This is a genomic window from Kitasatospora sp. NPDC085464 (genome assembly GCF_044541955.1).
Classification (GTDB): domain Bacteria; phylum Actinomycetota; class Actinomycetes; order Streptomycetales; family Streptomycetaceae; genus Kitasatospora.
Genome location: NZ_JBITTM010000029.1, coordinates 52,590 through 78,669, shown reverse-complemented (window position 1 = coordinate 78,669; position 26,080 = coordinate 52,590). Strand labels below are relative to the sequence as shown.

Annotated in this window: 23 protein-coding genes and 1 riboswitch; of the genes, 6 read left to right on the top strand and 17 right to left on the bottom strand. The window is 75.4% G+C overall.

Annotation, left to right across the window (positions count from 1 at the left end; translation table 11 throughout):
* The first annotated feature begins 60 nt into the window (after nt 1-60).
* Together ACIGG8_RS25215 and ACIGG8_RS25210 are read left to right on the top strand one after the other, a co-directional pair.
* The gene (locus ACIGG8_RS25215) at nt 61-366 is read left to right on the top strand and encodes a putative quinol monooxygenase (protein ID WP_396550917.1); all 306 of its coding nucleotides are present in this window, start codon (nt 61-63) and stop codon (nt 364-366) included.
* A 1,168-nt stretch (nt 367-1,534) separates the two neighbouring features.
* Nucleotides 1,535-2,386 (top strand): helix-turn-helix domain-containing protein, encoded by an 852-nt coding sequence (locus tag ACIGG8_RS25210; RefSeq protein WP_396550915.1) that lies wholly within the window; start codon nt 1,535-1,537, stop codon nt 2,384-2,386.
* Here the strand turns inward: ACIGG8_RS25210 and ACIGG8_RS25205 are convergent.
* The 8 genes from ACIGG8_RS25205 to ACIGG8_RS25170 all read right to left on the bottom strand — a co-directional run bounded on the left by ACIGG8_RS25205 (nt 2,327) and on the right by ACIGG8_RS25170 (nt 10,614).
* Nucleotides 2,327-2,929, bottom strand: coding sequence for a hypothetical protein (locus tag ACIGG8_RS25205; protein ID WP_396550913.1), 603 nt, complete (start codon nt 2,927-2,929; stop codon nt 2,327-2,329). The two genes, ACIGG8_RS25210 and ACIGG8_RS25205, sit on opposite strands and share 60 nt — an antisense overlap.
* Nucleotides 2,930-2,985: 56 nt before the next feature.
* Nucleotides 2,986-3,972, bottom strand: a complete 987-nt coding sequence (locus ACIGG8_RS25200; protein ID WP_396550911.1) for a ricin-type beta-trefoil lectin domain protein — start codon at nt 3,970-3,972, stop codon at nt 2,986-2,988.
* 64 nt (nt 3,973-4,036) lie between these two features.
* Nucleotides 4,037-4,870 (bottom strand): ECF transporter S component, encoded by an 834-nt coding sequence (locus ACIGG8_RS25195; RefSeq protein ID WP_396550910.1) that lies wholly within the window; start codon nt 4,868-4,870, stop codon nt 4,037-4,039.
* On the bottom strand, nt 4,867-6,528 hold the full coding sequence (locus ACIGG8_RS25190) for an ABC transporter ATP-binding protein (protein ID WP_396550908.1): 1,662 nt from the start codon (nt 6,526-6,528) through the stop codon (nt 4,867-4,869). Before ACIGG8_RS25190 ends, ACIGG8_RS25195 begins: the two co-directional genes overlap by 4 nt.
* Nucleotides 6,525-7,631 (bottom strand): CbiQ family ECF transporter T component, encoded by a 1,107-nt coding sequence (locus tag ACIGG8_RS25185; RefSeq protein ID WP_396550907.1) that lies wholly within the window; start codon nt 7,629-7,631, stop codon nt 6,525-6,527. The genes ACIGG8_RS25190 and ACIGG8_RS25185 overlap by 4 nt, the downstream gene beginning before the upstream one ends.
* Nucleotides 7,632-7,668: 37 nt before the next feature.
* A complete protein-coding gene (locus ACIGG8_RS25180; protein WP_396550905.1) occupies nt 7,669-8,403 on the bottom strand; it encodes an SCO2322 family protein in 735 nt (244 codons plus the stop codon).
* A complete protein-coding gene (locus ACIGG8_RS25175) occupies nt 8,403-9,659 on the bottom strand; it encodes a prenyltransferase/squalene oxidase repeat-containing protein (protein ID WP_396550904.1) in 1,257 nt (418 codons plus the stop codon). The genes ACIGG8_RS25180 and ACIGG8_RS25175 overlap by 1 nt, the downstream gene beginning before the upstream one ends.
* 105 nt (nt 9,660-9,764) lie before the next feature.
* Nucleotides 9,765-9,844, bottom strand: a riboswitch (cobalamin riboswitch).
* A gap of 143 nt (nt 9,845-9,987) precedes the next feature.
* Nucleotides 9,988-10,614: a TetR family transcriptional regulator gene (locus ACIGG8_RS25170; RefSeq protein ID WP_396550903.1), complete on the bottom strand. Its 627-nt coding sequence runs from the start codon at nt 10,612-10,614 to the stop codon at nt 9,988-9,990.
* Nucleotides 10,615-10,832: 218 nt separating this feature from the next.
* On the opposite strand from ACIGG8_RS25170, the gene ACIGG8_RS25165 reads away from it, so the two are divergent.
* From ACIGG8_RS25165 to ACIGG8_RS25155, 3 genes are all read left to right on the top strand, one after another.
* The gene (locus tag ACIGG8_RS25165) at nt 10,833-12,143 is read left to right on the top strand and encodes a glycosyltransferase family 4 protein (protein ID WP_396550902.1); all 1,311 of its coding nucleotides are present in this window, start codon (nt 10,833-10,835) and stop codon (nt 12,141-12,143) included.
* A gap of 129 nt (nt 12,144-12,272) precedes the next feature.
* Nucleotides 12,273-13,016 carry a class I SAM-dependent methyltransferase gene (locus ACIGG8_RS25160; protein WP_396550900.1) on the top strand — a complete coding sequence of 248 codons (744 nt, stop codon included), beginning with the start codon at nt 12,273-12,275 and terminating at the stop codon, nt 13,014-13,016.
* On the top strand, nt 13,013-14,074 hold the full coding sequence (locus ACIGG8_RS25155; RefSeq protein WP_396550899.1) for a prenyltransferase: 1,062 nt from the start codon (nt 13,013-13,015) through the stop codon (nt 14,072-14,074). The genes ACIGG8_RS25160 and ACIGG8_RS25155 overlap by 4 nt, the downstream gene beginning before the upstream one ends.
* Before the next feature lie 166 nt (nt 14,075-14,240).
* Here the strand turns inward: ACIGG8_RS25155 and ACIGG8_RS25150 are convergent, their stop codons facing one another.
* The 5 genes from ACIGG8_RS25150 to ACIGG8_RS25130 form a co-directional block, all read right to left on the bottom strand.
* Nucleotides 14,241-15,143 (bottom strand): hypothetical protein, encoded by a 903-nt coding sequence (locus tag ACIGG8_RS25150; protein WP_396550898.1) that lies wholly within the window; start codon nt 15,141-15,143, stop codon nt 14,241-14,243.
* Between the two features lie 216 nt (nt 15,144-15,359).
* Nucleotides 15,360-16,394: an N-acetylmuramoyl-L-alanine amidase gene (locus ACIGG8_RS25145; RefSeq protein WP_396550897.1), complete on the bottom strand. Its 1,035-nt coding sequence runs from the start codon at nt 16,392-16,394 to the stop codon at nt 15,360-15,362.
* A 7-nt stretch (nt 16,395-16,401) separates the two neighbouring features.
* On the bottom strand, nt 16,402-17,637 hold the full coding sequence (locus tag ACIGG8_RS25140) for a hypothetical protein (RefSeq protein ID WP_396550895.1): 1,236 nt from the start codon (nt 17,635-17,637) through the stop codon (nt 16,402-16,404).
* A 203-nt stretch (nt 17,638-17,840) separates the two neighbouring features.
* Nucleotides 17,841-18,494, bottom strand: coding sequence for a class I SAM-dependent methyltransferase (locus ACIGG8_RS25135; RefSeq protein ID WP_396550894.1), 654 nt, complete (start codon nt 18,492-18,494; stop codon nt 17,841-17,843).
* 127 nt (nt 18,495-18,621) lie between these two features.
* Nucleotides 18,622-20,082, bottom strand: a complete 1,461-nt coding sequence (locus tag ACIGG8_RS25130; RefSeq protein WP_396550893.1) for a M48 family metalloprotease — start codon at nt 20,080-20,082, stop codon at nt 18,622-18,624.
* Between the two features lie 153 nt (nt 20,083-20,235).
* Between ACIGG8_RS25130 and ACIGG8_RS25125 the strand changes: the two genes are divergently transcribed.
* The gene (locus ACIGG8_RS25125) at nt 20,236-21,318 is read left to right on the top strand and encodes an alcohol dehydrogenase catalytic domain-containing protein (RefSeq protein WP_396550892.1); all 1,083 of its coding nucleotides are present in this window, start codon (nt 20,236-20,238) and stop codon (nt 21,316-21,318) included.
* A gap of 140 nt (nt 21,319-21,458) precedes the next feature.
* Here the strand turns inward: ACIGG8_RS25125 and ACIGG8_RS25120 are convergent, their stop codons facing one another.
* The 4 genes from ACIGG8_RS25120 to ACIGG8_RS25105 all read right to left on the bottom strand — a co-directional run bounded on the left by ACIGG8_RS25120 (nt 21,459) and on the right by ACIGG8_RS25105 (nt 25,992).
* Entirely contained in the window at nt 21,459-21,632 is a 174-nt protein-coding gene (locus ACIGG8_RS25120) for a hypothetical protein (RefSeq protein ID WP_350523266.1), read from the bottom strand.
* Between the two features lie 167 nt (nt 21,633-21,799).
* A complete protein-coding gene (locus tag ACIGG8_RS25115) occupies nt 21,800-23,599 on the bottom strand; it encodes an ATP-binding cassette domain-containing protein (RefSeq protein ID WP_396550890.1) in 1,800 nt (599 codons plus the stop codon).
* Nucleotides 23,600-23,969: 370 nt separating this feature from the next.
* A complete protein-coding gene (locus tag ACIGG8_RS25110; RefSeq protein ID WP_396550888.1) occupies nt 23,970-25,628 on the bottom strand; it encodes an ATP-binding cassette domain-containing protein in 1,659 nt (552 codons plus the stop codon).
* A gap of 220 nt (nt 25,629-25,848) precedes the next feature.
* The gene (locus ACIGG8_RS25105) at nt 25,849-25,992 is read right to left on the bottom strand and encodes a VenA family class IV lanthipeptide (RefSeq protein ID WP_158835523.1); all 144 of its coding nucleotides are present in this window, start codon (nt 25,990-25,992) and stop codon (nt 25,849-25,851) included.
* Between the last annotated feature and the right edge of the window lie 88 nt (nt 25,993-26,080).

The following is a 26,080-nucleotide window of genomic DNA, read 5'->3' as shown; positions in this document are numbered from 1 at the left end:
AGCGGGCCTCCCGTGGATCACTACCAATAACATGATCATTCGACACCATTGGAGATTCACATGCCCGTTGTCATCGCCACGATCAGGTCCAAGCCCGGCCGGCGCGACGAAGTCCTCGCCGCGTTCGAGAAGCACACCCCCGCCGTCCACGCCGAGGACGGCTGCGAGCTCTACGCCGTCCACGCCGGCCCCGACCGCGTCACCGTGGTCGAGAAGTGGGCCGACCAGGCCGCCCTCGACGCCCACAGCGCGGGCGACACCCTGGTCGCCATCGCCGCCGCCATCACCGACGCGCTCGCCGAGCCCCTCGACGTCGCCGTCATGGACCCCTACCCCGCCGGCGACGAAGCCAAGGGCCTGCTCTGACCCTCGCAACGTCCTGTGACCGGTCGATGATGGCCTTCGCGCAGTTGCCCCCGCCCCGGGAGGGAATGACCGGGCGCAAGCGGGTCGGGTGTGGTTGGACCGGCCGGACCGCGTGGGTCGGCTGACGAGGTACTCCGGGAGCGCGCTCGGGCTTGCAGGCCCGGGGCGCGCTGAAGGACGCGCTCTTGTGCCAACCGAATCGGTGACTTCGGGCATCCGGAAACGCGGCATCCAATGGGCTATGAAGGAGTGGTTCCGCAGACGTAATACGGTGCGGCACTCGGGTACCACGCTGAGGCGCCCGCAGCGTTGTACGCGCGAACCCGGAAGCACTTGTACGTAGCCGGAGTCACGTGCCAGTTGTCCGCTGTCGCGTTTGCGCCGGCAAGGCGGAACGAGATTCCGTCGGTGATCTCGAATCCGGTTTCGTTATTCGAGTTGTCCTGCCATGTGAGGAGAAACGTGTTGTTTGCCGTCGGAGTAACCCTGAGGTTCGACGGCGGCGCCGGGACTGACTGTGCCGATGCCGATCCGGCGGAGATCGTGGCAGTCGCAATCGTCACTGCTGCTGCCAGCATGAGATAGATTCTTCCACTGTTCTTCGGACGCATGGCCCTAATCCCTCAGGTGTCTGCCCATGCTGTCAGCTCCATCACGCACAGTGCGTAACGCTCGCCCGGTTCAAGGATTCTGACTTCATGGAGTCACCATGGCTGTGCGTCGGAACTGTTTTGTGTCGAGCCAGGCTCTCGGATCTTCCAGAGCCATCTTCGACTACTTCCAGGACACCACAGAAATGCCGTTTTGGGCAGGGCCTGCCCGGATGCCCCGCCGACTCTGAGGCGCAGCCGCTCGGATGCCCCTTCAGGGGGTCCCGGAGTCCTTTGGGGTCCTCTCGGGAGCGAAAATGCCGCTCGGCGTGCTGCACGACGCCCCGCTGCCCGTCGAGGCTTCCGGGGCTCAGTGTGCGGCGGCACCTGCGCGTCGTGTGCGGAAGGTGAGCGGGGTGGGTGCGCGCGGGGTGGGGTGCGCGTGCGCCCCCCGAACGGGTGATGAGAGTCAAGGTTTGACGTTGCGTCAGGTCGATATGGTGAACACTGCGCCATGAGAGAGCCCCGGCGGTGCTGGAACACCCCGGGGAATGGCACCAGGAGCAGGAGACTCCCGAATGCAGATTCATCGTATCCCCCGGCATGCCCCCGGGTACACGATCCTCGACAACGGCCACGTCATCCGCAAGCACTCGCTGAGTTGGGCGGCGCGCGGCCTCCTGGGCTACCTGCTCAGCCTGCCGGACGGCGCCCGCGAAGACGTCCGCACCCTCGCGGCGAAGAGCGTGGAGGGTCGGACGACCGTGGCGCGGGCGCTGCGCGAGTTGGAGGCGGCGGGGCACTACGTGCGGCGGACGCACCGCGATCCGGTGACGGGGCAGGTCCGGACGGTGGTGTCCGTTCACGAGGAGCCGGTGGTGGGGAAGGCGGTTCACACGATTCCGCCGCCGCTTCCCGCACCCCCGGCCGCCGGGGTGCCCGGAACCGGGGCGGTGGGCGGCGGGAAGGCGGGAAGCCCGTCCAAGGAACCCAAGGTCAAGGAAGCAGAACGACCTTCCGTCCGTCCCCCCGAGAAGTTGACGGCCGGGATGTCGCTGCTGCTCGACCTCGGGCGCCGGGAGCCCCGGATGGCGTTGGCGGGGAAGCCGCTGTCCGATCAGGCCGCACGGGTGGAGGGGTTGCTCGCGGGCGGGTGGACGCGCGAGGCGTTGACCGGGATCCTGGCCGCCCCCTTGCCGGAGCGGGTCACCCGCAGCGCGGGGGCGATCCTCGCGGCACGGATCGCGGGGGTGCCGACCGTTCCGGCGCCACGCGTGGCGGCCGACGGGCCGCGCCGGCACGAGTGTCCCGGGCGGGACGGGATGTGCGGGCGGCCGGTCGGGTTCGCCGGGCAGCGGTGCGGCCGGTGCTCACCAGGTGAGGAAGCCGGGCAGCTCGTCGGTGGGTGGCAGCGGCGCGTCTGCGGGTAGCGGGCGGATCTGGACGTAGGCGTGCTCGAACTGCGAGTACGAGAAGCCGTCGAGCCCCGGCGCGACGACCAGGACGTTGCCTCCCCGGCGCCAGATCCGGTACCGCCAGCGGTACCCCTCGTGCGTGACGTCGTGGTCGGGCGGACCGAGCAGTTCCGTGAAGTGGCCGGCCACGGCGTCCAGTCGGGCGTCGAAGGCCCCGGCCGGCGGGTCGACGACGCTCCGCCAGCCGGGCTGCTCCGCCCAGAAGTCCTCCGTCCACGCCCCGTCGGGGTGGATCCAGTACTCGTACGCGAACGGCATGGCGAGGCGGTCGTCCCCGTACACCAGGTGCCCGGCGGGCGTGTACGCCTTCTCGTTGAGGTCGCCGAGGTAGTCGCCGGTGGAGCGCCAGCCGGCGGCCACCATGGCCTTCTCGGCGATCTCCGGGTCCTCCCAGTCGAGCTCGGCCATCCCGGCGATCCGGGCGGCCAGTTCGGGCGTGACCGGGCAGGCCGCGACGATCCAGGGCGACTCGTCCTCGTGCTCGTCCTCGTCGGACACAGGGGGAACTCCGTTCTTCCGCGGCGTACGGACGTTCACCCTACAAACGGACGGCCTCAGAGCGTGTCGCGGACCTCGATGTACCCGCGGTCCACCACGAACCGCTGGTTGGGGTTGGTGGCGCCGCAGCCGTAGAGGAACACGTTGTCGCCGTTGGTGCGGTACGAGCCGACGTCCACGCACATCTCCTCGCCGCTGCCGGCGGTCCGCTGCAGGACGAGCGCGCCGCGGCGCAGCAGCCAGGTCTGGTCGGCGCGTGCGGCCTGCGAGTTCTCGCAGGCCCAGATGCGGACGACGTCGCCGTTGGTGCCGGTGTAGTCGGCGTCGAGGCACATCTCCTGCGCCGTGCCGACGGTGTCGGCGACCTTCACTCTCCCGTCGTCCAGGACGAAGCGCTGGTTGGTGTTCTCCAGGCAGTCCCAGACCCGGACGTTGTCGGCGTTGAAGCGGGTGCCGCCGACGTCCAGGCACTTGGCGGTCGACGTCCGGGGCGGGGTGGCGACGTTGAGGGTGCCGTCGGTGATGGTGTACTCGGTGCTGCTCCCCGGGTTGGTGTAGCGGAACGAGCCGTTACCGCGAGGGAGGGTGGTGCCGGCCGGGGCGTACGGGTCGACGGTGACCTGCGGGGAGAAGCGGAAGTAGCCGTTGGCCGGCCACCCGCTGTTGCCGCCGTTGCGGCCGTAGCCCTCGCAGGTGAGGGTCCGGTTTCCGTTGCCGAGGGTGCATCCCCGCAGGCCGACGTTGTTGGGGCCCCAGGTCGTGCCGTCGCTGCTGTACTCGGTCGGGACGGTGGACTGCGCGGGGAAGGTGGTGTTGCCCGGGGCGGTGAAGACGGCGGTCATGCCGGAGGGCGGGAGCAGGCCGGCGCCGCCGGTGTTCTGGTACGTCCACGGGACGGCGCCCGTGCGGCCGGGCGCGATGGTGACGGTGGTGGGGACGTCGCGGCCGATGAAGGTGACGGCGGCGGCGGGGGAGGTGAGGGCCGTGGCGAGGGTAAGGGAGAGTGCGGCCACGGTCGCCGTGCGGGTGAGGGTTCGGATCACGGTGGTGATGATCGTGGACGAACCGGTGCGGCGGAGGTGTACGGCGCGCGCGGGGAAAGGCGGTTCACCCTTCCGGCGGCCGGAAGGCGACGGGTGCGTCGAAGGCGGCCCGGCGGGTGGCGCGGCGCAGGGCGCGCAGCACGGGCGTGCCGAGGGTGAGGCACAGGACGACGGTCAGCGCGGCCCGCGGGAGGTCCCAACCCAGCGATGTGGTCAGGCAGTAGGCGGCGAAGCGGACCAGGTTGGCACCCACCGGGTCGCCCGGGACGAAGGAGATGGAGCCCGCCAGCCCGCCGATGTACGGCCAGCCCTGCAGGTTCATGACGGTGCCGTACGCCACGGCCGACACCGCGCCGTACCCCGCCAGCAGCAGGAGTTCGCGGCGCCCGCGCAACCGGGAGGCCCCCGGCAGCAGCCCCGCGCCGAGGCAGACCCAGCCCATCGCCAGCATCTGGAACGGCAGCCAGGGGCCGACCCCGCCGGTGAGCAGGGCGGAGGCGAACATCGACAACGAGCCGAGGACGAAGCCGAATCCGGGCCCGAGCACCCGTCCGGACAGCACCATCAGGAAGAACATCGGTTCCAGGCCCGCCGTGCCCGCGCCGAGCGGGCGCAGCGCCGCGCCCGTCGCGGCGAGGACGCCCAGCAGTGCCACGGACTTGGCGTCCAGCCCGGGGGCGCCGCCGCCCGCCGACCGGCCTTCGGAGATCTGTGCGACGACGACGGCGAGCAGGAGCGGGAGGAGGAGGGCGAACAGCCAGGGCGCGTCGGTGGAGTGGCCGACCAGCGCGGACTTGGTGGAGGCGAGCAGCGGCCAGCCGAAGGCGGCGACGCCGACCAGCGAGGTCAGGGCGAGGACCGCGACCGACCGGCGACCGAGGGGGACGGGACGGTTCATGCGCCGAGCGCCTCCGCGACCTGCCGCACGGTGAGCCACGGCCCCGGCGCGAGCACCTTGGCGACCTGCGGGGCGAAGGCGGGGGAGGAGACCACGACCTCCGCCGTCGGCCCGTCCGCGACGATCTCGCCCTCGGCCAGGATCACCGTGCGGTGCGCGAGTTCGGCGGCCAGCTCGACGTCGTGCGTGGCCAGCAGCACGGCGTGCCCCTCGGCGGCGAGGTCGCGCAGGATCTCCACCAGCCGGGCCTTGGCGGCGTAGTCCAGGCCGCGGGTCGGCTCGTCGAGCAGCAGCAGCGGGGGCCGGGCGGTGAGCACGACGGCGAGCGCGAGGGTGAGCCGCTGGCCTTCGGAGAGGTCGCGCGGGTGGGCGGTGTCGGCGATGCCGGGCAGGAGGCGCTCCACCAGGGCGCGGCAGGTGCCCGCGGCGGCGCCGGCGTCGGTGTCCGCCGCCGCGCACTCGGCGGCGACCGACTCGCCGTACAGCAGGTCGCGCGGGTCCTGCGGGACGAGGCCGACCTTGCGGATCAGCTCGGCGGGGCGGGTGCGGTGCGGGGTGCGGCCGCCGACCTCGACCTTGCCGGAGGCGGGGGCGTGCAGGCCGACCAGGCTGCCCAGCAGGGTGGACTTGCCGGCGCCGTTGCGGCCCATCAGGGCGGTGATCTCGCCGGGCCGCAGGGCCAGGTCGACCCCGCGCAGCGCCTGGACGGGGCCGCGCCGGACGGCGAGGCGGTCGGCGACGGCGACGGGCCCGGCGACGGCGACGGCGACGGGCTCACCGGCGGGGGCGGGCAGGCCGACGGCGACGGGCTCGCCGGCGGGGCCCGGCACGCCGGCGGGTGCGCGGCCCTCCAGCTCGGTGCGCAGCGCCGCCGCCTTGCGCCGCGCGTCGCGCACCGACAGAGGCAGCGGCCGCCAGCCCGCGAGCCGGCCGAGGCCGACGACGGGCGGGTGCACCGGCGCGTGCGCCATCACCTCGGCCGGCTCGCCCAGCACCGGGGGCGCGCCCGGGGTCAGCAGCAGCACCTGGTCGGCGTACTGGACGACCCGCTCCAGCCGGTGCTCGGCCATCAGCACGGTGGTGCCGAGGTCGTGCACCAGCCGTTGCAGGACGGCCAGCACCTCCTCGGCCGCGCCGGGGTCGAGCGCCGAGGTCGGCTCGTCCAGGACCAGCACCCGGGGGTGCACGGTGAGCACCGAGCCGATCGCGACGCGCTGCTGCTGGCCGCCGGAGAGGGAGCCGAGCGCGCGGTCGCGCAGGTCGGCGAGGCCGAGCAGGTCGAGGGTCTCCTCGACCCGGCGGCGCATCACGTCGGCGGGCAGGCCCAGCGACTCCATGCCGTAGGCGAGTTCGTCCTCCACGGTGTCGGCGACGAAGTGCGCCGCCGGGTCCTGCCCCACCGTGCCGACGAGGTCGGCGAGTTCGCGCGGCCGGTGCTCGCGGGTGTCCCGGCCGCCGACGGTGACCCGGCCGTGCAGCACACCGCCGGTGAAGTGCGGGACCAGGCCGCTGACCGTCCCCAGCAGGGTCGACTTGCCGGAGCCCGACGGGCCCACCAGCAGGCAGAGTTCGCCCTCGGGGACGGTGAGGTCGACGCCTTCCAGGACGGGGGCGGCGGACTCCTCGTACCGGACGGAGACCTGCTCGAAGGTGATCACGATGCCCTCCGGGGCGGGGTCGGGGCGGCGAACGCCGGTACCAGGCCGAGCAGCACGGTCAGGACGGCGGCCAGCGGCAGCGCGGGGACGGTCGGCGGGACGACGGTGGGGGCGAAGGCGGCAGGGTCCCGGGTGGCCAGGTAGGCGGTGAGGGCCGCGACGGCGGCGCCGGAGCCGGCGGTCAGCCACTCGGGCAGCACCCAGGGGTCGGGCCGGTAGCGGGTCCTGACGGACCGTCGGCTGCCGAGCAGCAGTCCGGCGAAGGCGGCGGCCGTGCCGAGCGCCAGCACGGGCAGCGCCCAGCCGGCGCCGCCGGCGGTCAGCAGCCCGTACGCGGCCAGGCAGACGCCGAGCAGTCCGGTCAGGGTGAGCGCCGCCGTCGCCCGGGCGAGCCGGCGCGGGACGTCGGCGGTACGGCCGAAGCCCCGGGTGTCCATCGCGGCGGCCAGGGCGACGGACCGCTCCAACGCGCCCTCCAGCACCGGAAGTCCGACGCTGAGCACGGCGGCGACGCCCTTGTCCGTACGGCCGCGCAGCCGTCGTGCGGCGCGCAGCCGGCGGACGTCCGCGACCAGGTTCGGCGCGAAGGTCATCGCCACCACCACCGCCACGCCCGCCTCGTACAGCGCGCCGGGCAGGGTGCGCAGCAGTCGGGCCGGGCTGGCCAGGGAGTTGGCGGCGCCCACGCAGACCAGCAGGGCGGCCAGGCGCAGCCCGTCGTACAGCGCGGCGAGCAGGCCCTCGACGGTCACCCGGCCGCCGATCCGCACGCCCTGCGCCCAGACGGGCAGCGGCACTTCGGGTAGCGTGAACAGCACGTGGGTGCCGGGGATCGGCGAGCCCAGGAAGACGGCGAACACCAGCCGGATGCCGAGCACCAGCAGGCCCAGCCGCAGGAACGCCCCGTACGACCGCGACCAGGGCGCGTCGCCGCGCCGGGCCGCCACCACGTACCCGGCGACGGCGCAGAGCAGCAGCAGGATCGCCGGGTTGGTCGTGCGGGTGGCCGCCGCGCCCAGCCCGAGTGCCCACAACCACCAGGCGCCGGGGTGCAGTTGGCGGGGGCCGGTGGGCGGCCGGGTGCTGCGGGCGGTGCTGCTCACGGAGACGTTCCTGGATCGGGTGCGGCCTGGGCGGGGTTCACGGGTTGCGGCGGCGGCGGGCCTGCAGGACGGCGCCGCCGGCGAGGACGGCGACCAGTGCGCCACCGGCGATCAGCCCGATGTCCGGGCCGCCGCCGTGGGCGGGGGAGGTGCCGCCGGCGGCCGGTGCGGCCGCGCCCGCGGCGCCGACCTGGTCGGCGCAGCCCGCCGTCGGGTACCCGGCGATGGCGCACAGCAGCCCGTTGGTGTCGTACCGCAGTGGTGGCGCGACGGCGGCCAGCACCTCGGCCGAGGTGGCGCGCGGGGCGACGACGGCGCACGCCGTCCGCGGCTCGGGCACCGCCCCGGCGGCCGGTCCGGCGTCGTCGGCGGTCCCGAAGTCCAGGACGACGGCCACCCGCTTGCGGCCGTCCTGCGCGGGGGTCTGCGCACAGATGTCCGCGAAGCTCCCGGCCGTCCGCGGCCTGGCGGCGTCCTGCCCGCCGTCCGGACTCACCGCGAACCGCCACCCGTCCACGGCCCCGTCGGGCGGCACCGCGATCGCCGGGCCCTGCTGCTGGTAGGCCCACCCGCCGTCGGCGCCGCGCCAGAACGACCAGTACCGGTACCCGGCCGCCTCGGCGGGCGCCGCGCCGGCGAGCACCAGGAGCGCCCCGAGCAGCGGCAGGAGCAGCACGGCGAGGCGCCCGCGCGCCCGCGTGCGACGCGGGGTGGCGCCGCCGGTGGCGGCCGCTCCGGGCCGGGCGGGCCGGGGGTGGCGGGTCGGGGGCATCAGAGGTTCGGGTTGCGCTTGCGCTGGAGGCTGAGCAGGAGGCCGCCGCCGATGCCGACGAGGAGGCCGATGCCGATGAGCCAGTACTGGCCGATGCCGTCGTTCTTCTTCTTCGCCGGGGTGGCCTCGTCCGCGGCGGGGGCGGTGGCCTTGGGGGCGGGGCCGAGCGCGGTCAGCTTGCCGGTGAGGTCGGCGGTGGGGCGGTGGTCGGCCTGGGCGACCAGCAGGAGGGTGGCGGTGGCGGCGGCGTCGGTGCCGTTCTTGGTCCAGGTGGCCTCCTGCGCGTCGAGCCAGTCGGCGGCGTCGGTGGCCTGGTCGGGGTGGCCGCTCTGGATGAGGGAGAGGGTGGCCCAGGCGGTGGCGGTGTAGTCGGGGCTCGGGGCGGCGCCCGGGGTGGTGAGGGTGAGGTGGTTGCCGCCGCTCGTGAGCTGGGCGGCGAGGTAGGCGCCGACGGCCTCGCCTGCTTCGGCGTGCGGGACGGTGGTGGGTGCGGAGCCGTCGGCGCAGGCGAGGGGCTTCGGCTCGGCGTCGGCGCGGACCGAGTTGGCGACCGGCAGGTGTCCGCCCGCGGCGGCGAGCGCGGCCTGGCCGCCGGCCAGGGCGTTGGGGGCGAGGGCGCCGGTGGCGGGGTCCGGCTGGTAGGCGAAGGCCCCGCGCTGGTCGGCGGGGGCGGAGCAGCCGAGCTGGAAGCGGGCGAGGCCGTCGAAGGCGTTCTTCCCGGCGCCGCCGGGCCCGGCCTTGGCGACGCTCGCCGGGTCGGTCCGGGCGGCGAACAGCGCGTTCACGGCGAGCCCGGTGGAGTTGGCGTCGCCCGGGCTGCCCGGGTTGTAGGCCCAGCTGCCGTCGGCGTTCTGGTTGGCCTTGAGCCAGGCGACGCCCTTGTCGACGGCCGGCTGCTGCCCGCCGAGGGCGACCAGGGCCTGGATGGCGAGGGCGGTGGCGTTGCTGTCCTCGGTCTTGGGGTCGCAGGCCGTGCCGGCCGCCCGGTAGGAGGGCCAGCCGCCGTCCTCGCACTGCTGGCCGGTGAGCCAGCCGACCGCCGAGTCGGCGGGGGTGACCTTGGCCGCGGAGAGCGCGGTGAGCGCCAGCGACTGCCGCCACACGCCGTCGTACGTCGGGTCGCTCTTCCCGTACAGGCCGTCGGGGGCGGCGGCCGGGGTCGGCGGGGGGCTGTCGGCCAGGGCCGGTCCGGCGGCGACGCCGGCGAGCAGCGCGGCGGACAGGGCGGAGGCGCCCAGGCGGGCGGCGGTCAGCATGGTGCGGTGGTGCCTTTCGGTGAGCGGTGGTGGCCCGGGCGGGCCGTTCCGTAGTCCTCGACGGTTCCGGGCGCGTGCGTCCGGACCGGCCGCTCGCCCCGCCCCGGGTGCTCCGACTCGTCCGGCGACCAGGAGGGCCGGGCTCACGGTTGCGGGGTCAGTGCCGGATTCCCACCGGCTTCCCCCGGGGGAGGAGCGGGATGGAGTTGTGGTGCCCGTCGACTCTAACCGCCGGAGCGGGCGGACCACCGCGCCGCAGCAGGAACAGGTTCCAGTGGGAGGGCTCCCCGGCGTCGCCGGGGCGACGGCCCGCGGTGCCCCGCCGCGGTCACGGCAGGGTGAGCAGCCGCGCCGCCGTGTGCAGGTCGGCCCGGACCTCGGCGATCGAGGCGCGCCCGGAGAGCCAGGCGACGAGCGCCGAGTGCCAGGTGTGCTCGATCACCCGCACCGCGGCGCGCTGGCTCTCGCTGGGCGGGCCGGACTGGCCGATCGCGTCCAGGATGAGCTGCCCGGTGGCCACGCTGACCTGGTCCACCTCGGCGCCGACCGAGCGGTCCGCGAAGGACAGCGCCCGGACCATCGCCTCGGCCAGCAGCGGCTCGCGCTGGAGGGCGTGGAAGGCCCGGGTGAGCGTGTCGGCGACCCGCAGGGCCGGTTCCGCGTCGGTCGGCGGGTGGCGCCGGATGTGTTCGTGCAGGCCCTGCAGCTGTTCCAGCATCACCGCGACCAGCAGGTGGACCTTGGACGGGAAGTACCGGTACAGCGTGCCGAGCGCGACCTGGGCGCTCTCCGCGACCTCCCGCATCTGCACCGCCTCGTACCCGCCCCGGGCGGCCAGCGCGGTGGCGGCCCGCAGGATCCGCCGCCGGCGCTCGGCCTGCCGCGTGGTCAGCGGCGGCTCGCCGGGCCGGGGCGTGACGGGGGTCGGGGTCAGGGGCTCGGTCGACGGCGGCAAAGGTGCTCCCGGGCAGGCGAGAGTGGCGGTGTGCTCACATGGTCGGCAGGGTCGGCGTGGCGGGAATCACCAGCCCTGACACCTGAGGAAAAGCTACGGGCCGGTATCTTCGAGGTCTCTCATTGTTCACGTGGTCGATGACGAGTTCCACATCCACTGAAACCTGATCTACTTTAGCGACCGGCAGCACAGATAGCAGCTAGAGATGAGGGCCCAGGATGACCGCGCAGCCGCTGCGGATTGCCCTGCTGTCGTACCGCGGGGACCCCTTCTGCGGCGGTCAGGGCGTGTACGTACGGCACCTCTCCCGTGAGCTGGCCAGGCTCGGCCACCACGTGGACGTGATCGGCGCCCAGCCCTACCCGGTGCTGGACGAGGTCGAGGGCCCCGGTTCGGTGCGCCTGGTCGAGCTGCCCAGCCTGGACCTCTACCGGGCCGACGACCCCTTCCGAACCCCGGCCCGCGGCGAGTTCCGCGGCCCGGTGGACGCGCTGGAGTTCGCCACCATGCGCACCGGCGGCTTCCCCGAGCCGCTGACCTTCTCGCTGCGCGCCCGCCGCCACCTGGCCGCCCACAAGGGCCGCTACGACGTGGTGCACGACAACCAGACCCTCGGCTACGGCCTGCTGGGCCTGGCCCGGCACGGCTTCCCGCTGGTCACCACGATCCACCACCCGATCACCGTGGACCGGCAGTTGGAGCTGGACGCGGCCACCACCCGGCTCAAGCGCCTCTCGCTGCGCCGCTGGTACGCCTTCACCCGGATGCAGCGTCGGGTCGCCGCCCGCCTGGACCACGTGATCACCGTCTCCGGCACCTCGCAGCGCGAGATCGCCGAGCACCTGGGCGCCGCGCCCGGCGCGATCTCGGTGGTGCCGATCGGCGCCGACACCCGGCTCTGGTCGCCCTCGGACGCGGTCGAGCGGGTGCCCGGACGGATCGTCACCACCTCCAGCGCCGACGTCCCGCTGAAGGGCCTGGTCTTCCTGGTCGAGGCGCTGGCCAAGGTCCGCACCGAGCGGGACGCCCACCTGGTGGTGGTCGGCAAGCCGCAGAAGGAGGACGGGCCGGTGGCCGAGGCGGTGCGCCGCTTCGGGCTGGCCGGGCACATCGAGTTCCGCAGCGGCCTGACCGACCAGGAACTGGTCGACCTGTACCGCTCGGCCGAGGTGGCCTGCGTCCCGTCGCTGTACGAGGGCTTCTCGCTGCCGGCCGCCGAGGCGATGGCCACCGGCACCCCGCTGGTCGCCACCACCGGCGGGGCGATCCCCGAGGTCGCCGGACCGGACGGGGAGACCTGCCTGGCCGTGCCGCCGGGCGAGGCGGACACGCTGGCCGCGGCGCTCGGCCGGCTGCTGGACGACCCGCAGCTGCGCGCCGCGCTCGGCGCGGCGGGCCGGGAGCGGGTGCTGGCCCGGTTCACCTGGGAGCGGGCCGCCGAGCTGACCGCCGAGGCCTACCGCGCGGCGATCGCCACCGGCGTCGGCGCCCGGGCCCGTTCCGGGCCGGGCTGGCGGTACGTGGCCTAGCCGCCGGGGTCGGGTCGGCAGCCCGGCCGGGTGTGCCGACGCGGAGCGCCGCCCCGGGGCGCGCGCCGCCCGACGAAGCGTGACGAAGCGTCAAGGACGCTTGGTAGCAATAGGAATGGGAGTCCTGCAGTGCTGACCGTCGATTTCTCGCGCTTCCCGCTCGCCCCCGGCGACCGGGTGCTCGACCTGGGCTGCGGCGGGGGCCGGCACGCGTTCGAGTGCTACCGCCGCGGCGCCAACGTGATCGCCCTCGACCAGAACACCGAGGAGATCGCCGAGGTCAAGAAGTGGTTCGCGGCGATGGAGCAGGCCGGCGAGGCCCCCGAGGGCGCGTCGGCGGTCGCGATGGAGGGCAACGCGCTGGCCCTGCCGTTCGAGGACGAGTACTTCGACAAGATCATCATCTCCGAGGTGATGGAGCACATCCCCGACGACAAGGGCGTGCTCAACGAGATGTTCCGCGTCCTCAAGCCGGGCGGCCTGCTCGCCGTCACCGTGCCGCGCTGGCTGCCCGAGAAGATCTGCTGGGCTCTGTCCGACGAGTACCACGAGGTCGAGGGCGGCCACATCCGGATCTACCGGGGCGACGAGCTGCTCGGCAAGCTCAAGGACGCCGGCCTGGAACCGTACGGCACCCACCACGCGCACGCGCTGCACTCGCCGTACTGGTGGATCAAGTGCGCGGTCGGCGTGAACAACGACAAGGCGCTGCCGGTCAAGGCCTACCACCAGCTGCTGGTCTGGGACATCGTCGGCACCCCGGTGATCAGCACCCTCACCAAGGCCGCCGAGCGGGCGCTCAACCCGGTCATCGGCAAGAGCTTCGTCGCGTACGCCTCCAAGCCGAACCGCGCCCCGGGCGGCGCGGCGTGACCGCCGCCGTCCCCGAGGTGCTGCTCCTCGACGGCGTGCTCGACGCCGAGCAGGCCGCCGACACCGTGCGCAGCATCCTCGCCGAGCAGCGCCCCGACGGCGCCATACCCTGGTTCGCCGGCCACCACCTGGACCCGTGGGACCACACCGAGGGCGCGATGGCCCTCGACACGGCCGGCGAGCACGCCGCCGCCGAGGCCGCCTACCGCTGGCTCGCGGCCAACCAGAACCCGGACGGCTCCTGGTACGCCGCCTACACCGACGGCGTCGTCACCGACCGGGCCAAGGAGAGCAACTTCTGCGCCTACGTGGCGGTCGGGGTCTGGCACCACCACCTCAGCACCGGCGACGACGCCTTCCTGGAGTGGATCTGGCCCGTCGTCCGGCGCGCCCTGGACTTCATCGTCTCGCTGCGGCTGCCCGGCGGCCCGATCGCCTGGCGGGTCGCCGAGGACGGCGCCGCCACCGAGGAGGCGCTGCTCACCGGCTCGTCCAGCATCCTGCACGCGCTGCGCTGCGGCCTGGCCGTCGCCGACTACCTGGAGGAGCCGCAGCCCGACTGGGAGCTCGCGGCCGGCCGGCTGCGGCACGCCATCGCCCACCACCCCGAGCGGTTCCTGGACAAGGACCGCTACTCGATGGACTGGTACTACCCGGTGCTCGGCACCGGTCTGCGCGGCGACGCGGCGGTGGCCCGGATCGAGCGGGACTGGGAGCGCTTCGTCGTCCCCGGCCTCGGCGTGCGCTGCGTCAGCGACCGCCCGTGGGTGACCGGCGGCGAGAGCGCCGAGCTGGCCCTGGCGCTCTGGGCGATCGGGCAGTCCGACCGCGCGGTGGACATCCTGCGCTGGATCCAGAAGCACCTGCGGCACGAGGACGGCTCGTACTGGACCGGGTACGTGTTCGAGGACGACGCGATCTGGCCCGAGGAGCGCACCACCTGGACGGCCGGAGCGCTGCTGCTCGCGGTGGCCGCCCTCGGCGGGGACCCGGCGACGGTCGCGGTCTTCGGCGGGGACCAGCTGCCCGCCGGGCTGGTGGTCCAGGACTGCTGCTGAGTGCCCGCCCGTCCGGATGGGCGCCCGCCCGTCCGGAACGGGTGCGGCCCGGGCGCGGGAACCGGGAAGCGCGGGTGCGGCGAAGCGCGGGTACGGCGAAGCGCGGGTACGAGGAAGGGGCGGGACCGGAGAACCGGTCCCGCCCCTTCGCCGTGTGTCCGGGACGTCAGCCCCGCTGGATGCCCGTGGTGTCGGTCAGCACGCCCTGGGTGCCGTCCGCCAGCTGCGCGACCAGCGCGGTGCCGCGCTGCTCGACGGCCAGGTACCAGGTGCCGGGCACGACCTCGCCGATCGGGGCGCCGGCCGGGTTGTCCTTCGGAGCCAGCTGGCGCGGGGCCGGGACGGCGAACCAGTACGGCTGGAAGTCCGCAGCAGCCGGGGCGGCCTGCTGCGCGACCGGGGACGGCTGCGGGGCCGGGACGCCGGCGTCCTGCGGCTGGCCGGGCTGCGGCTGGCCGGCGGCCGGGAAGCCGTAGCCGCCCTGGGTGCCGAACGCCGGGTCGTGGCCCTGGGCCGGGTAGCCGTACTGCTGGCCGGGCTGGCCGGGCGCACCCGGGTGGCCGGGCTGACCGGGGACCGGGTAGCCGCCCTGGTAGGGGACGGCCGGGCGGTCGGAGGTCAGCGGGGCCTTCAGCGCGGGCACCAGCGGGCCGGCCGCGGCCGCACCGGCGAGCACGATCAGCGAGATGAAGCCGAGCCAGGCGCCGAAGCCGTGGCTGACGCCGTTGCCCGACACGCCGCCGCCCAGCGCCCAGATCGAGGTCCACAGCGCGGCGACGGAGAAGGCGATGCCCCACTGGTCCAGGCGCAGACCGAGCACCTGGCGGTTGGCCGCGTTCTGACCCTGGAACCGCTGCGCCAGGATCAGCGCTGCAGCGGCGATGCCCAGCAGGTAGATCGAGGGCAGGATGGGGAACAGCTGGGTGCTCCACGCGTTCTGCGAGGCGTCGGGCGGGCAGTACCGGCCGCTGCAGTCCAGGGTCCAGTAGGGCAGGAAGGAGGCGATGAAGAGCAGGACGGCCGCGCCCGCGACGGCGGCGTCTCCCCTGGTGAGAGCGCGCAGATTCACTAACGTTCCCCTCGTTGACGTGTCGTGGACGGTGCTTCGTGCGGTCGGGCTGACCGGCCGAAACTCCCGAACGGACCAGAAGCCTAGGCCCAACCGTCCTGTCGGCGCACGGCGGGACCGGGAATGGGGCGAAGTCGTTGCAAACCGCGCGGGCCGGACGGAACCCCGTCCACCGCGCTGCGCGGCTCAACTTCCGCCACTGGGCCTTCGGATCTTCTATTGAGTCGTCAGGAACGCGGTGAGCGCGTCGGCGATCCCCTGGGCCGCCTGCTGGCGCCACTGAGGGTCCGTCATCCGCTTCGCGTCCGTCGAGTTGCGCATGTTACCGCACTCGATGAACACCTTGGGGACACCGGACAGGTTGAGCCCGCCCAGGTCGGACCGGGTGTCCAGGCCCTGGTTCGCGATGTAGTCCGCGTACGGCTCGCCGGTCGCGGCGTGGAAGTGGTCGCGCAGCAGCAGGCCGAGCCGGTGCGAGGGTTCGACGATCGCGGAGTTGTCCGCCTTCCCGGCCACCACCTTCGCGGGCATGATCACGTGGAACCCGCTGCCGCTCGCCGGGCCGCCGTCCCCGTGCACCGAGACCGCGACGTCGGCGTGCGCGTCGGCGCCGGCCCGGGCGCGCTCGTCGATGCACGGGCCCCAGGGGCGGTCGCCGTCCTGCACCAGCACCACCGTGGCGCCCCGGGCGGCCAGGAGGGCGCGGGCCCGGCGGGAGACGTCCAGGGTGTACTCGGCCTCGGTGTAACCGGCGTTGGTCTCGGTCCCGGTGGTGTCGCACTCCTTGCGGGCGTTGCCGATGTCCACCTGACGGTTGATCTCGGCGGAGTGCGCGCCGTTGCCGGGGTTGTGACCGGGGTCGAGGAGGACCGTCCTCCCGGCGAGGCTGCCGGCCGCAGTGGCGGCGCTCTGTGCCGGTGCGGTCGGGGCCGGTACGGCCGGGGTCGGCAGCTGGCTCGGGGCCGCGGTGGGCGCCTCGGCCGCCGGGGCACCGGAGGTCGGCGCCGGTGCGACGGGCGGGGTGAGCGGCGCCGTGCCGTCGGCGGCGTCCGACGGCGCGCCTGCGGCCTGCGCCGTGTCCGGGGCGGCGGCGGGAGCGGAGGCGGCTGACGTTGCGCCCGCCGGGCCGGAACGGTCGAGGGCCTGCCAGCCGAACCACCCCGCCGTGCAGAGCGGAACGGCCGCGGCCACCACCGTGGTGACGCGCAGCAGGGTGGAACGGCGGGGCGGTCGGGGGGCTGTGCCGGTCACGGGTGGGTCAGATCCTGTCCTGGGTGAGCGGGGTCAGGCCGTAGCTCTTCGCGATCGGGTTCCACTTGTTCATGAAGTCCGACTTCGCCTGCGTGGCCTGCGGGTTGAGCTCGTCCGCGTGCTTCTTGTCCTGGGTCGTCGGGGCCCGGCCGGAGCAGCCCTGGGCGGCGACGGTGCGCGCCCAGGCCGCGTACGCCTTGTCTATCTCGGCGGACAACTGCCACGCCGACTTCAGCGAGTTCAGCGCGTCCGCCCCGCCCGGCACGTCCGTGAGGCTCAGGCCGGCGAGCTTGGCCAGCAGCGCGGTGCGCTGCGCGGCGCCGTTGTCGAAGGTCTGGGCGGCGCTCGCGATGTCGGCCTTCGACGGGCAGCTGCTCACCTTGGCGACGGCGCTGCCGATCGGGGCCTTCGCGTTCTCGCCCTCACTGAGCACGCCGTCCAGCGCCTGCGCCTGGGACTGGGCGTTGGGCCCGGCGCCGGTCGCGGTCGGGGACGGCGCGGCGGTGGGCGAGGCCGGGGCGCTCGCGCCGCCGCTCGGCGCGGTGTCCGTGCCGGCGGGCGCGGGGACGGGCTGCGGAGTGCCGCCACCGGTCGCGGGGGCGGAGGCCGGGGCCGGCGCCGCCTGGCCGGTCTTGTCGTCGCCCCTGGCGGCGAACAGCAGGCCGCCGCCGATCGCCAGCACCAGGAGCAGCGCGAAGCCGATCAGCAGCGGGGCCTTGCGGTTGGTCGGGCGGTCCCCCTGCTCGTCCTCGTACGCGTAGGCGGTCGGATAGTCGGGCGGAGGGCCGGCCGGGTGGCCGGGCTGGGCGCCGTACGGGGGCTGCGGCGGGGCGGCCGGGGGCCCGGGGTAGCCGTAGCCCGGCGGCGGCTGGTGCTGCGCGGTCGCGTGGGCGGGGAAGGGCGAGGCAGCCGGGGGAGCGGCGGGCGGCTGCGGGGCGGCGGCGCGGGGGATCGGGGCGGTCGGCGGGTCGAAGCCGGGCGCGGTCGCCAGGTACGGGCGGGCGCCCAGCGGCGGGCCGTGGTCCTCGTCCGAGCCGGGCCCGGCGGGCGGGACGACCCGGTCGAGGCGCGGGTCGACGGGGGCCTGCGGGGCGGCCGGGGACTGCGGGCCGACGGGGGCCTGCGGGGCTCCGGGAGCGGGTTCGGCACCGGCCGGGAGCTGCGGGCCGCGCACCCAGCCGCCGGCGCCGCCGCGCGCGGTCGGGTCCCAGACCGCCGGAGCGGTGTTCTGCTGGTCCGTCATGTCGCTGCTGGCCCCCACCGTCCGCCGATGCTCTGCCTGGTGCTGCGCGGCCACCGTACCGTTCGAACCCCCGCCCGACAGCCCCGGCACGACGTTAGAGCATCGGCGCGGGGCCGTGGGGCGGCTCGGGGGATCTGCGGCGGCGGGGCCCGGCGGGGCGGCGGGGGAGGGCCCGCGGGGTCAGCGGGGGAGGGCCCGCGGGGTCAGCGGGCGGAGCGGCGCAGGACGCGCAGCGAGCCGGTCACCGAGACCTCCTCGAAGCCCTCGGCGAGCGCCCGCAGGTACACCCGGTACGGGGCCTGGCCGCCGTCCGCGGGGTCCGGGAAGACGTCGTGCACCACCAGCAGGCCCTCCGGCGCGAGGTGCGGCACCCAGCCCTCGTAGTCGCCGGTCGCGTGCTCGTCGGTGTGCCCGCCGTCGATGAACACCAGGCCCAGCGGGCGCCCCCAGAGCGCGGCGATCCGCGGCGAGCGGCCGACCAGTGCCACCACGTGCTCCTCCAGCCCGGCGGCGTGCAGGGTGCGGCGGAACCGGGGCAGGGTGTCCATCAGGCCGACCTCCGGGTCGACCAGGGTCGGGTCGTGGTACTCCCAGCCGGGCTGCTGCTCCTCCGAGCCGCGGTGGTGGTCCACGGTCAGCGCGAGCGTCCCCGTCTCGCGGGCCGCGGCCGCCAGCAGGATCGCCGAGCGTCCGCAGTAGGTGCCGATCTCCAGCACGGGCAGGCCGGTGTCGCGGGCCGCGGCCACCGCCGCCGCGTACAGCGCGAGCCCCTCGTCCACCGGCATGAACCCGGTGGCCGCCTCGAACGCCGCCAGCACCTCGGGCGCCGGGCGGGCGCTCTGCAGCAGGTCGGACATGCGGTGCTCCTCGGGTCGGATCAGGGGACGGGCGTGCTGGGACCTTACTCGACGGTAGCGCCGGTGGCTTCGGCGGGCCGTCCGCTCCGGGGCCGGTCCGGGGGCGACGGCCCGGCCCCGGACCGGCTCAGCCCGCGAGCAGCTCGGCCGCGATCCGCGCGCGGTGCGGGGCGAGCTCGGCGGCGATCGCCGCGCCCTCGGCGGCGGAGACGCTGACGGCGGCGGGCCGGGCGCCGGCCTGCCGGACCACGGCGATCCGCAGGTGGGTGGGCGGATGGGAGGAGTCCACCGCGGCGCGGTCGCGCGCGCTCAGCCGGAGCAGACGCTCGTGCTCCGTCGCGGGGACGGAGGCGAGGTGCTCGCGCATCCGCTCCCAGAGCGCCTCGGGACCGCGGGGCGGCTCCGGGACGGCCGGGCTCCGCTGCCCGGGCTGCTCCGAGGTCCGTGCGGACTGCCCGGGCTGCTCCGGGGGTTGCCCGGGCCGTTCGGCGGTCCCGCCCCGGCCGCGGCGGACCGTCCGGGGCCGCCTGCGCTCCTCGGCGCGGATCCGGCTCACCGCGGTGCCCGCCGAACGGCTGAGCAGGAGCGCCGTCAGCATGCCGTGCGCCGCCTCGCTGCCGCCGACCCGGGCGGCGAGGGCGTCCGCGCCGTACTCGGCCTGCTGACCGGCCCGGGAGGTGAGCCGGTCGAACAGCAACAGGCCCTGGTACATCAGCCAGGCGACGGCCCGCAGCACGGCCGCGCCGAGGATCGCCCCGAGCTTGACCAGCAGCGGAGTGCCGTCGTAGCGCGGCCCGTCCGACTCACCGACCTCGACCGCGGACCCCCAGCCGCCGTTCCGGCCGCCCCGCGCCAGGTCGTACCAGACCGCGAGCGTCGAGACGGCGCTGTGCAGCCAGAGCGAGCGCCGGTGGTCGCCGTTGACGCGGTGGCCGAACTCGTGCCCGAGCAGGGCGACCCGCTGCCGGTCGTCCAGCGTCTCCCACAGCGGCAGGCCGACGGTCAGGACGGCCCTGCGCCGGAGCCCGACCAGGCCGTACGAGGCGTTGAAGTCGTCGTCGACCACGATGACGTCCGCCGGGGCGGCGCCGACCTCGGCGGCCACCCGGTCCGCCAGCCCGAACAGCGCGGGCGCCCGCGTGCGGTCGAGGACGTCCTCGCCGCGCGGCACCCGGCCCAGCCGCGGCCGCAGGGCGAGGACGATCACCAGGACGACCGCACCCGCGCAGCGCTGCACGGTGGTGCCGGCGACGACCAGCCAGATCCCCAGGCAGCACAGGGTGAGGGTGACGAGGTGGATCAGACCGGCCGCGACGGAGGCCAGCAGCCAGTCGCGCCGCGCGGTGGGGGACGGCCTGCCTTCGAGCTGGTCCTCGAACAGCCGGTCGGAGCGGGCGGCGGCGGCCCGCTCGCGCCGGGTGGGTTCCGGGGCGGCGTCCTCACCGGGGACCAGGTTCCAGTCACAGCCCGGGCACCAGGCGGTGAAGCGCGGGTCGGAGGTCAGCTCGGCATCGCACCGGGGGCACGGTGCGCCGTGGCCGGTTCGGTCGGACGGTATGCGGGTGGGATTCGGCACGTTGGTGATCATGACGTGGTCCCGTGGTGGACGGGCAGCGAATTTCCACAGTTCTGCCGCACCGTTGTTGTGGAACCCGTCCTCCTGATGTTGCGGAGGTCATGCCACAATCGCCCCGTCCGAGGATCCACTCCGTGTCATCCGATGCATACAGGGAGCAGCACCATGCGCGCAGCCGTCCTGCACAAGACCGGCCAGGACACCCTCGACGTCCGCGAGGACGTGACCGCGGTCGGCTTCAGAAGAGGCAGTGTCCGGGTCCGGATGCGCGCCGCCAGCCTCTGCCACTCCGACCTCTCCGCGATGAGCGGGGTCCTGCCGCAGCCCGCGCCGTTCGTCCCCGGGCACGAGGGCGCGGGTGACGTCGTCGAGGTCGGCGAGGGCGTGACCGGGCTGCGCGTCGGCGACCGCGTGGTGCTCTGCTGGATGGCCCCCTGCGGCAGTTGCGACCACTGCGTGCGGGACCGCGGCCACCTCTGCGTCGCCAGCCTGCGCCGGCTCGGCGCCCCGGGCTTCCGCATCGAGGAGGGCGGCGTCATCGCCTCCGGCTTCTACGGCACGGGCGCCTTCGCCGACGAGGTCGTGGTCTCCGCCAACGCCCTCATCAAGGTTCCTGCCGACCTCCCGTACGAGGCTGCCGCGCTGATCGGCTGCGGGGTGACCACGGGCATAGGCGCGGCGGTGAACACCGCCGAGGTCGAGCCCGGGGCGTCCGTCGCGGTCATCGGGGCGGGCGGCGTCGGCGTCGCCACCGTGCAGGGTGCCCGGGTCTGCGGCGCCGGCCGGATCACCGTCGTCGACCCGGTCGCCTCCCGCCGTGAGCGCGCCCTCGCCTTCGGCGCGACCGAGGCGATCGCCCCCGAGGACCTGAAGGCGGTGGCGAAGAAGCTGCCCGGCGGCGGCTTCGACTACGTCTTCGAGGCGGTCGGTCGCGCGGCCACCGTCCGGGCCGGCTACGACGCCGCCCGGCGGGGCGGCGCGGTGGTCGTCATCGGCGCGGGCGCCCAGGACGACCTGGCGCAGTTCACCATGGGCGAGCTGTTCTTCAACGAGAAGCGCCTGCTGCCCTCGCTGTACGGCGGCGCGACCGTCGGGCGCACCATCGCGCTGGTCGTGGACCTCTGGCGGGCCGGGCGGATCGACCTCGACGGCATGATCACCCACCGGGTCGGCCTGGCGGACGTCAACGACGCGATCGCGCAGATGCGCAGCGGTGAGGCCCTGCGGACCGTCGTGACGATGGACTGACGCCCCGCGTTCCGATGGCCTGATGCGTCCTGATGCGTCCTGATGCGCTGAGGATCCGGCGCCTCGGCGCCTGCACGGGCGAGGGCCCGCCAGGGGGAGCGCTGCTCCCTCGGCGGGCCCTGTCGCGTGGTGCGGGTGGATCAGCCCTGTGCCGCCGCCGCGCGGTGGCGGCCGTGCGGGTCGGACTCCGGGGTGTCGTCTGCGGCGGAACGGCCGCGGTGGCGGCCGTGCGCGGCGGTGTCCTCGGCCGTCTTCTCGTCGGCGTCGGTCCCGTTGGCCGCGGGTCCGGTGGTGTCGGTGAGGGTGTCGGACATGAGAAATCGTCTTTTCCGTGCGGAGGGTGCAGGTCATCGGCGCCCGGCCGGCGCCGCTGGCGCACGGTCGGGGCCCCGATCGGGCGCTCGGTACGCGCCCGTAGCCGGTGATCGCGGCCCGTGCCCGGGCCACCATAACGGCCGGAACGGACGAGATCCTATCGAGATCATGACGCGAGCCCCGGGCTGGTCCGGGGCGCCGAACCGAGCCAGTGACCGACCAGCTCGCGGTAGAGCCGGGACAGCACCTGAAGATCGCCGTGCCGGGCCAGCAGGCCGCGCCCGCCGTCCAGCAGCAGCACCCGGTCCGCCCGCACCGCGGAACTGATGCGGTGTGCGACGACCACCAGCGTTCCGGGGCGGGCGGCGAAGGCCCGCTCGATCCGCTCCTCCGCGACCGGGTCCAGGTGGCAGGTCGCCTCGTCCAGCACGACGACCGGGGCGGGTGACAGGTACGCCCGCACCAGCGCCAGCAACTGGCGCTCACCTGCGGAGAGTTCACTCGGATCGAGTAGCGCGGCGCCCGGCCCGCCGAGGCGCGCCACCAGCCCCTCCGCGCCCAGCAGCGCCACGGCCGCGGCCAGCCGGTCGTCGGTGACGTCCGGAGCGAGCCAGGCCAGGTTCTCCCGCACCGAGCCCGGGAACACGTACGCCTCCTGCGGGACCAGCGCCACCGGCCCGCCCGGCTCCGGCCGCACCCCGCCGACCGCCACCCACCCGGCCGTCGGCACCACCACCCCGGCCAGCAGCGCCGCCAGCGTCGACTTGCCCGCCCCGCTGGGACCGACCACCGCCACGTGCTCGCCGGCCCGGACGGCGACGTCGATCCCGTCCAGCACCGGCACCGCACCCTCGCCGTGCCCGAAGCGGACGCCGGCCAGCCGGATGTCGGGGGCACTGCCCGCGGGCCCGGGCCGGTGGGGACGCCCGGTGGCGGTGGTGGGTGCTGCGCCCGGGGCCAGGTCGGAGGTGGTGGCGGAGCACCGGACGCCGGTGTACCGGACGTCGGTGTACCGGACGCCGGTGTCATCCCGGGGGTCGGGCGCGAGGGGGTGTGCGGTGGCGGTGGCGCGGGCGGCGTCGTGGGGCCGGTCGGCGGTCGTCGTCGTGGCCAGGCGGTCGAGGACCACGGCCAGGTCGAGCAGCCAGCCGCCGACCGTACCGGCGAGGGTCCGGACTGCCGGGTCGAGTTGCTGGACCACGTAGGTGGCGACGCCGAGCAGTTCGCCCGGGGTGAGGGCCCGGTGCGCGAGCAGCCAGGGGGCCGCCGCGAGGACGGCGAGGACCGGCAGCCGCCCGCCGACCGCCACGACGAGCGCGCGCAGTGCCGATGCCCGGCCGAGTGCCCGGGAGGCGGCGGCGCTCGCGTCGGCCGCTCCGAGCAGTGCCCGGGCGACCTGGTCGCCGGTGCCGGTGGCCTGGACGTCGCGCAGCCCGTGCAGCGCGCGTCCGGCCTCGGCGGCGAGCCGTTCCTCGGCCAGCACCACCGCCCGCCTCCGCGCCACCATCGGGCGCAGCAGCCGGACGAAGAGCAGCCCGGAGACGGCCAGCGGCAGCAGGACCAGCGGCAGTACGGCGGGCGCGAGCAGCGTCAGTCCGATCAGTGCGGCGACCAGGGTGACCCCGACGCCGCGCAGGGTGCGGAGCAGGGTGGCGGTCAACTGCCGCGCGGATTCGACCTGTTCGGTGAGCCGGGCGATGTCGGCCGGATCCGCGGTCGGGCGCGCGAGCGCCCGGCGGACCACCCGCTCGACCAGGGCGTCCCGCAGCGGCTCCACCACGGCGGCGAGGTGCGGGAACCCGGCCCGCGTCGCGAACGCCCGGACGGCCATGGCGGCGCCGAACCCGCCCGACCAGGCGAGCCCGACGCCGGGGCGTCCGGCCAGGAACCCCTGGTCGACGGCGGCCGAGACGAACAGGCCGGACACCAGCGGCGGCAGGGCCTCCACCCCGGACCACGCGAGCATCCGCACCAGCGGCCCGCGGGTGGCCGCCAGTTGCCGGAACAGCAGCCCCCAACCGGGCGGGGCGTCGGGCGTGGAACGTCGGCCCCGCCGACTTCCGGCGCGGGCGCGGGCGGGCGCCTTCGGTGCCGGGCTGTCCGTGCGTCCGGACGGACGGCGGTGCGCGCGGCGGTGCCGGTGCGGCGCGGTGGCGGGGCCCCGCGGCGTGGAAAGTCGATGTCGCCGACTTCCTGTGGAGGGGAGCGAGGTGGGCTGCATGGCTGGTCGGCTGAACCGGCTTTCTGTGAGAGGGACGGCCCGGCGGGCGCGAACGCGGAGCGGGAACGGCGATCCGACGTGGGAAGCCGGACCCGCCGACTTCCCACGCGGGCCGTCACCCGGCGGCAGCGGCCCGCAGGGCGGTGTCGGCGAGGGTGGCGCGGTAGTCGGGGTGGGTGAGCAGGGTGGTGTGCGGGGCCAGGGCGCGGAGGCGGCCGGCGTCGAGCCAGGCGACGAGGTCGGCACGGGCGGCGACGGCGGCTCGGTGGGTGACCACCAGCCGGGTGCGGCCGCGGGTGGCGCGGTCGAGGGCTTCGGTGACCTCGTACTCGGTGGCGAGGTCGAGGCCCGAGGTCGCGTCGTCCAGGACGACCACCCGGGCGGGCCGGGCCAGCAGCCGGGCGAGCCCGAGGCGCTGCAACTCGCCTCCGGAGAGCTGGAGTTCGTCGAGCGGGGTGTCCCAGCCGAACGGCAGCCGCCGCAGGAAGCCGTCCGCCCGGGCGGCCCCCGCCTCGGTCGCGCCGGCGCCGGCCAGCGCGTCGCGCACGGTGCGGCCGACCAGCGCGGGCCGGGCGAAGGCGTAGCCGACCGCGTGCCGCAGTTCGGTCGGCGCGAGGGTGCCGACCGGGACGCCGTCGATCAGGACGGTGCCCTCGTCGGGGTCGCGCAGTCGTCCGGGGAGCGCGGCCAGCAGCGACTTGCCGGAGCCGGAGCGCCCGACCAGGGCAACCGTGCGGCCGCCGGGGACGGTGAGGTCGAGCGGCCCGAGCAGCACCCGGTCGCCGTCGCGCACCACCACGCCCCGCAGTTCGACCTGCCCGGGGCCGCCCGCCGGGAGCGCGCCCGCACCGCAGGGGGCGGGCGCGAGCGCCAGCAGCTCGTCGACCCGGGCCTGCCCGGCGCGCGCGTGGGCGACCCCGACCAGCGCCTCGACCTGCTCGAACAGTCCCGCGCCGAGTGCCGCCCAGCCGGCCGCCGCGGCGAGCGCGCCGGGGGCGAGGGCGCCGTCGGCGAGCAGGGCGCCGGCGGTGGTGAGCACCGAGACCTCGACCAGGGCGATCAGCAGGGTCGCCTGCCAGGCGGTGCGTCGCTGGGCCGCCCAGAGCGCGTGCCCGGCCGCCGAGAGCTCCGGAAGCGGCGCCAACACCCTTGTGGCCTCGCGCTGTTGGGCGCCCGCGGCGTGGATGCTGCGCAGCCCGGTGAGGGCGTCGCTCAGTCGGGCGGCGAGGACGGCCTGGACTTCCTGGTAGCGGGCGAACGCCGGCCCGGCCTGCCGCAGGAAGAGCCGGATCAGCACCACGCCGGGCACCACGCCCGCGAAGAAGGCGAGCGCCAGCCACGGTGACAGCACCCCGAGTCCGACGATCGCGCCGACCGAGGTGAGCAGCGCGGTGGCGGCGCCGAGGACGGCGGGCAGGCGTCCGCCCGCGGTGCCGGCCGAGCCCAGCAGGCGGGCGGCGAGGTCGCCGGGCGGTGGTCCGCCGTGCAGCCGGCCGCCGGGCCCGAGGGCGAGCAGGTGGCGGACGAGGCGGCCGCGCAGGGCGGCGGTGGCCTCGGCGGAGCAGGCCGGTCCGGCCGCCGCGGCGGTCGCGTCAGCGGCGGCGGCCGTGCCCAGGACGAGGGCGAGCAGCAGGAGGGCACCGGGTCCGGAGCGGCGGCCGAGGGCGGCGTCGACGGCGCCGGCGAGTACGGCGGGGAGCGCGAGCGTGCTGGCGGCCCCGGTCGGCAGGGCGAGGCCGAGGGCGAGGGTCCAGCCGGTGGGGCGGCGGGGCAACCGGGGGCTCCCGTCGGAGAGTCGGAGACGGCGTGTCGGAAACGGAGCGTCGGAAACGGAGCGGCGGAACGGCGGCAAGCCGGCGCGAGGCGGGCCGCAAGCCCGCCGGAAGCAGGCACGAGGCCGGCCGGAAGAGGGCGGGTGCCGCCCCCGCCTGTCCGGACAGGCAGGAGCGGCACCCGGTGACTACCGCCCGATCAGGGTCGGCCGAGCCGCCGGGTCAGCTGACCGTGAACAGCAGGCAGGTCAGGATGAGACAGGTGTACTGGCAGCCGTTGCCGTGGCCGGTCAGCTCGACGGACTCGGTCTCCGGCAGGTCCTGCAGAGCCGCGAGGTCGGTCTCGAAGTCCACCGTGTTCTCCATGTTCGTTTCCTCCCCTTGAGGTCACGCCCGCCGCGATCTGCACGCGGGCGTCGGGTATCGCCCCCGGACGGCCTCCATCCACCGTGCC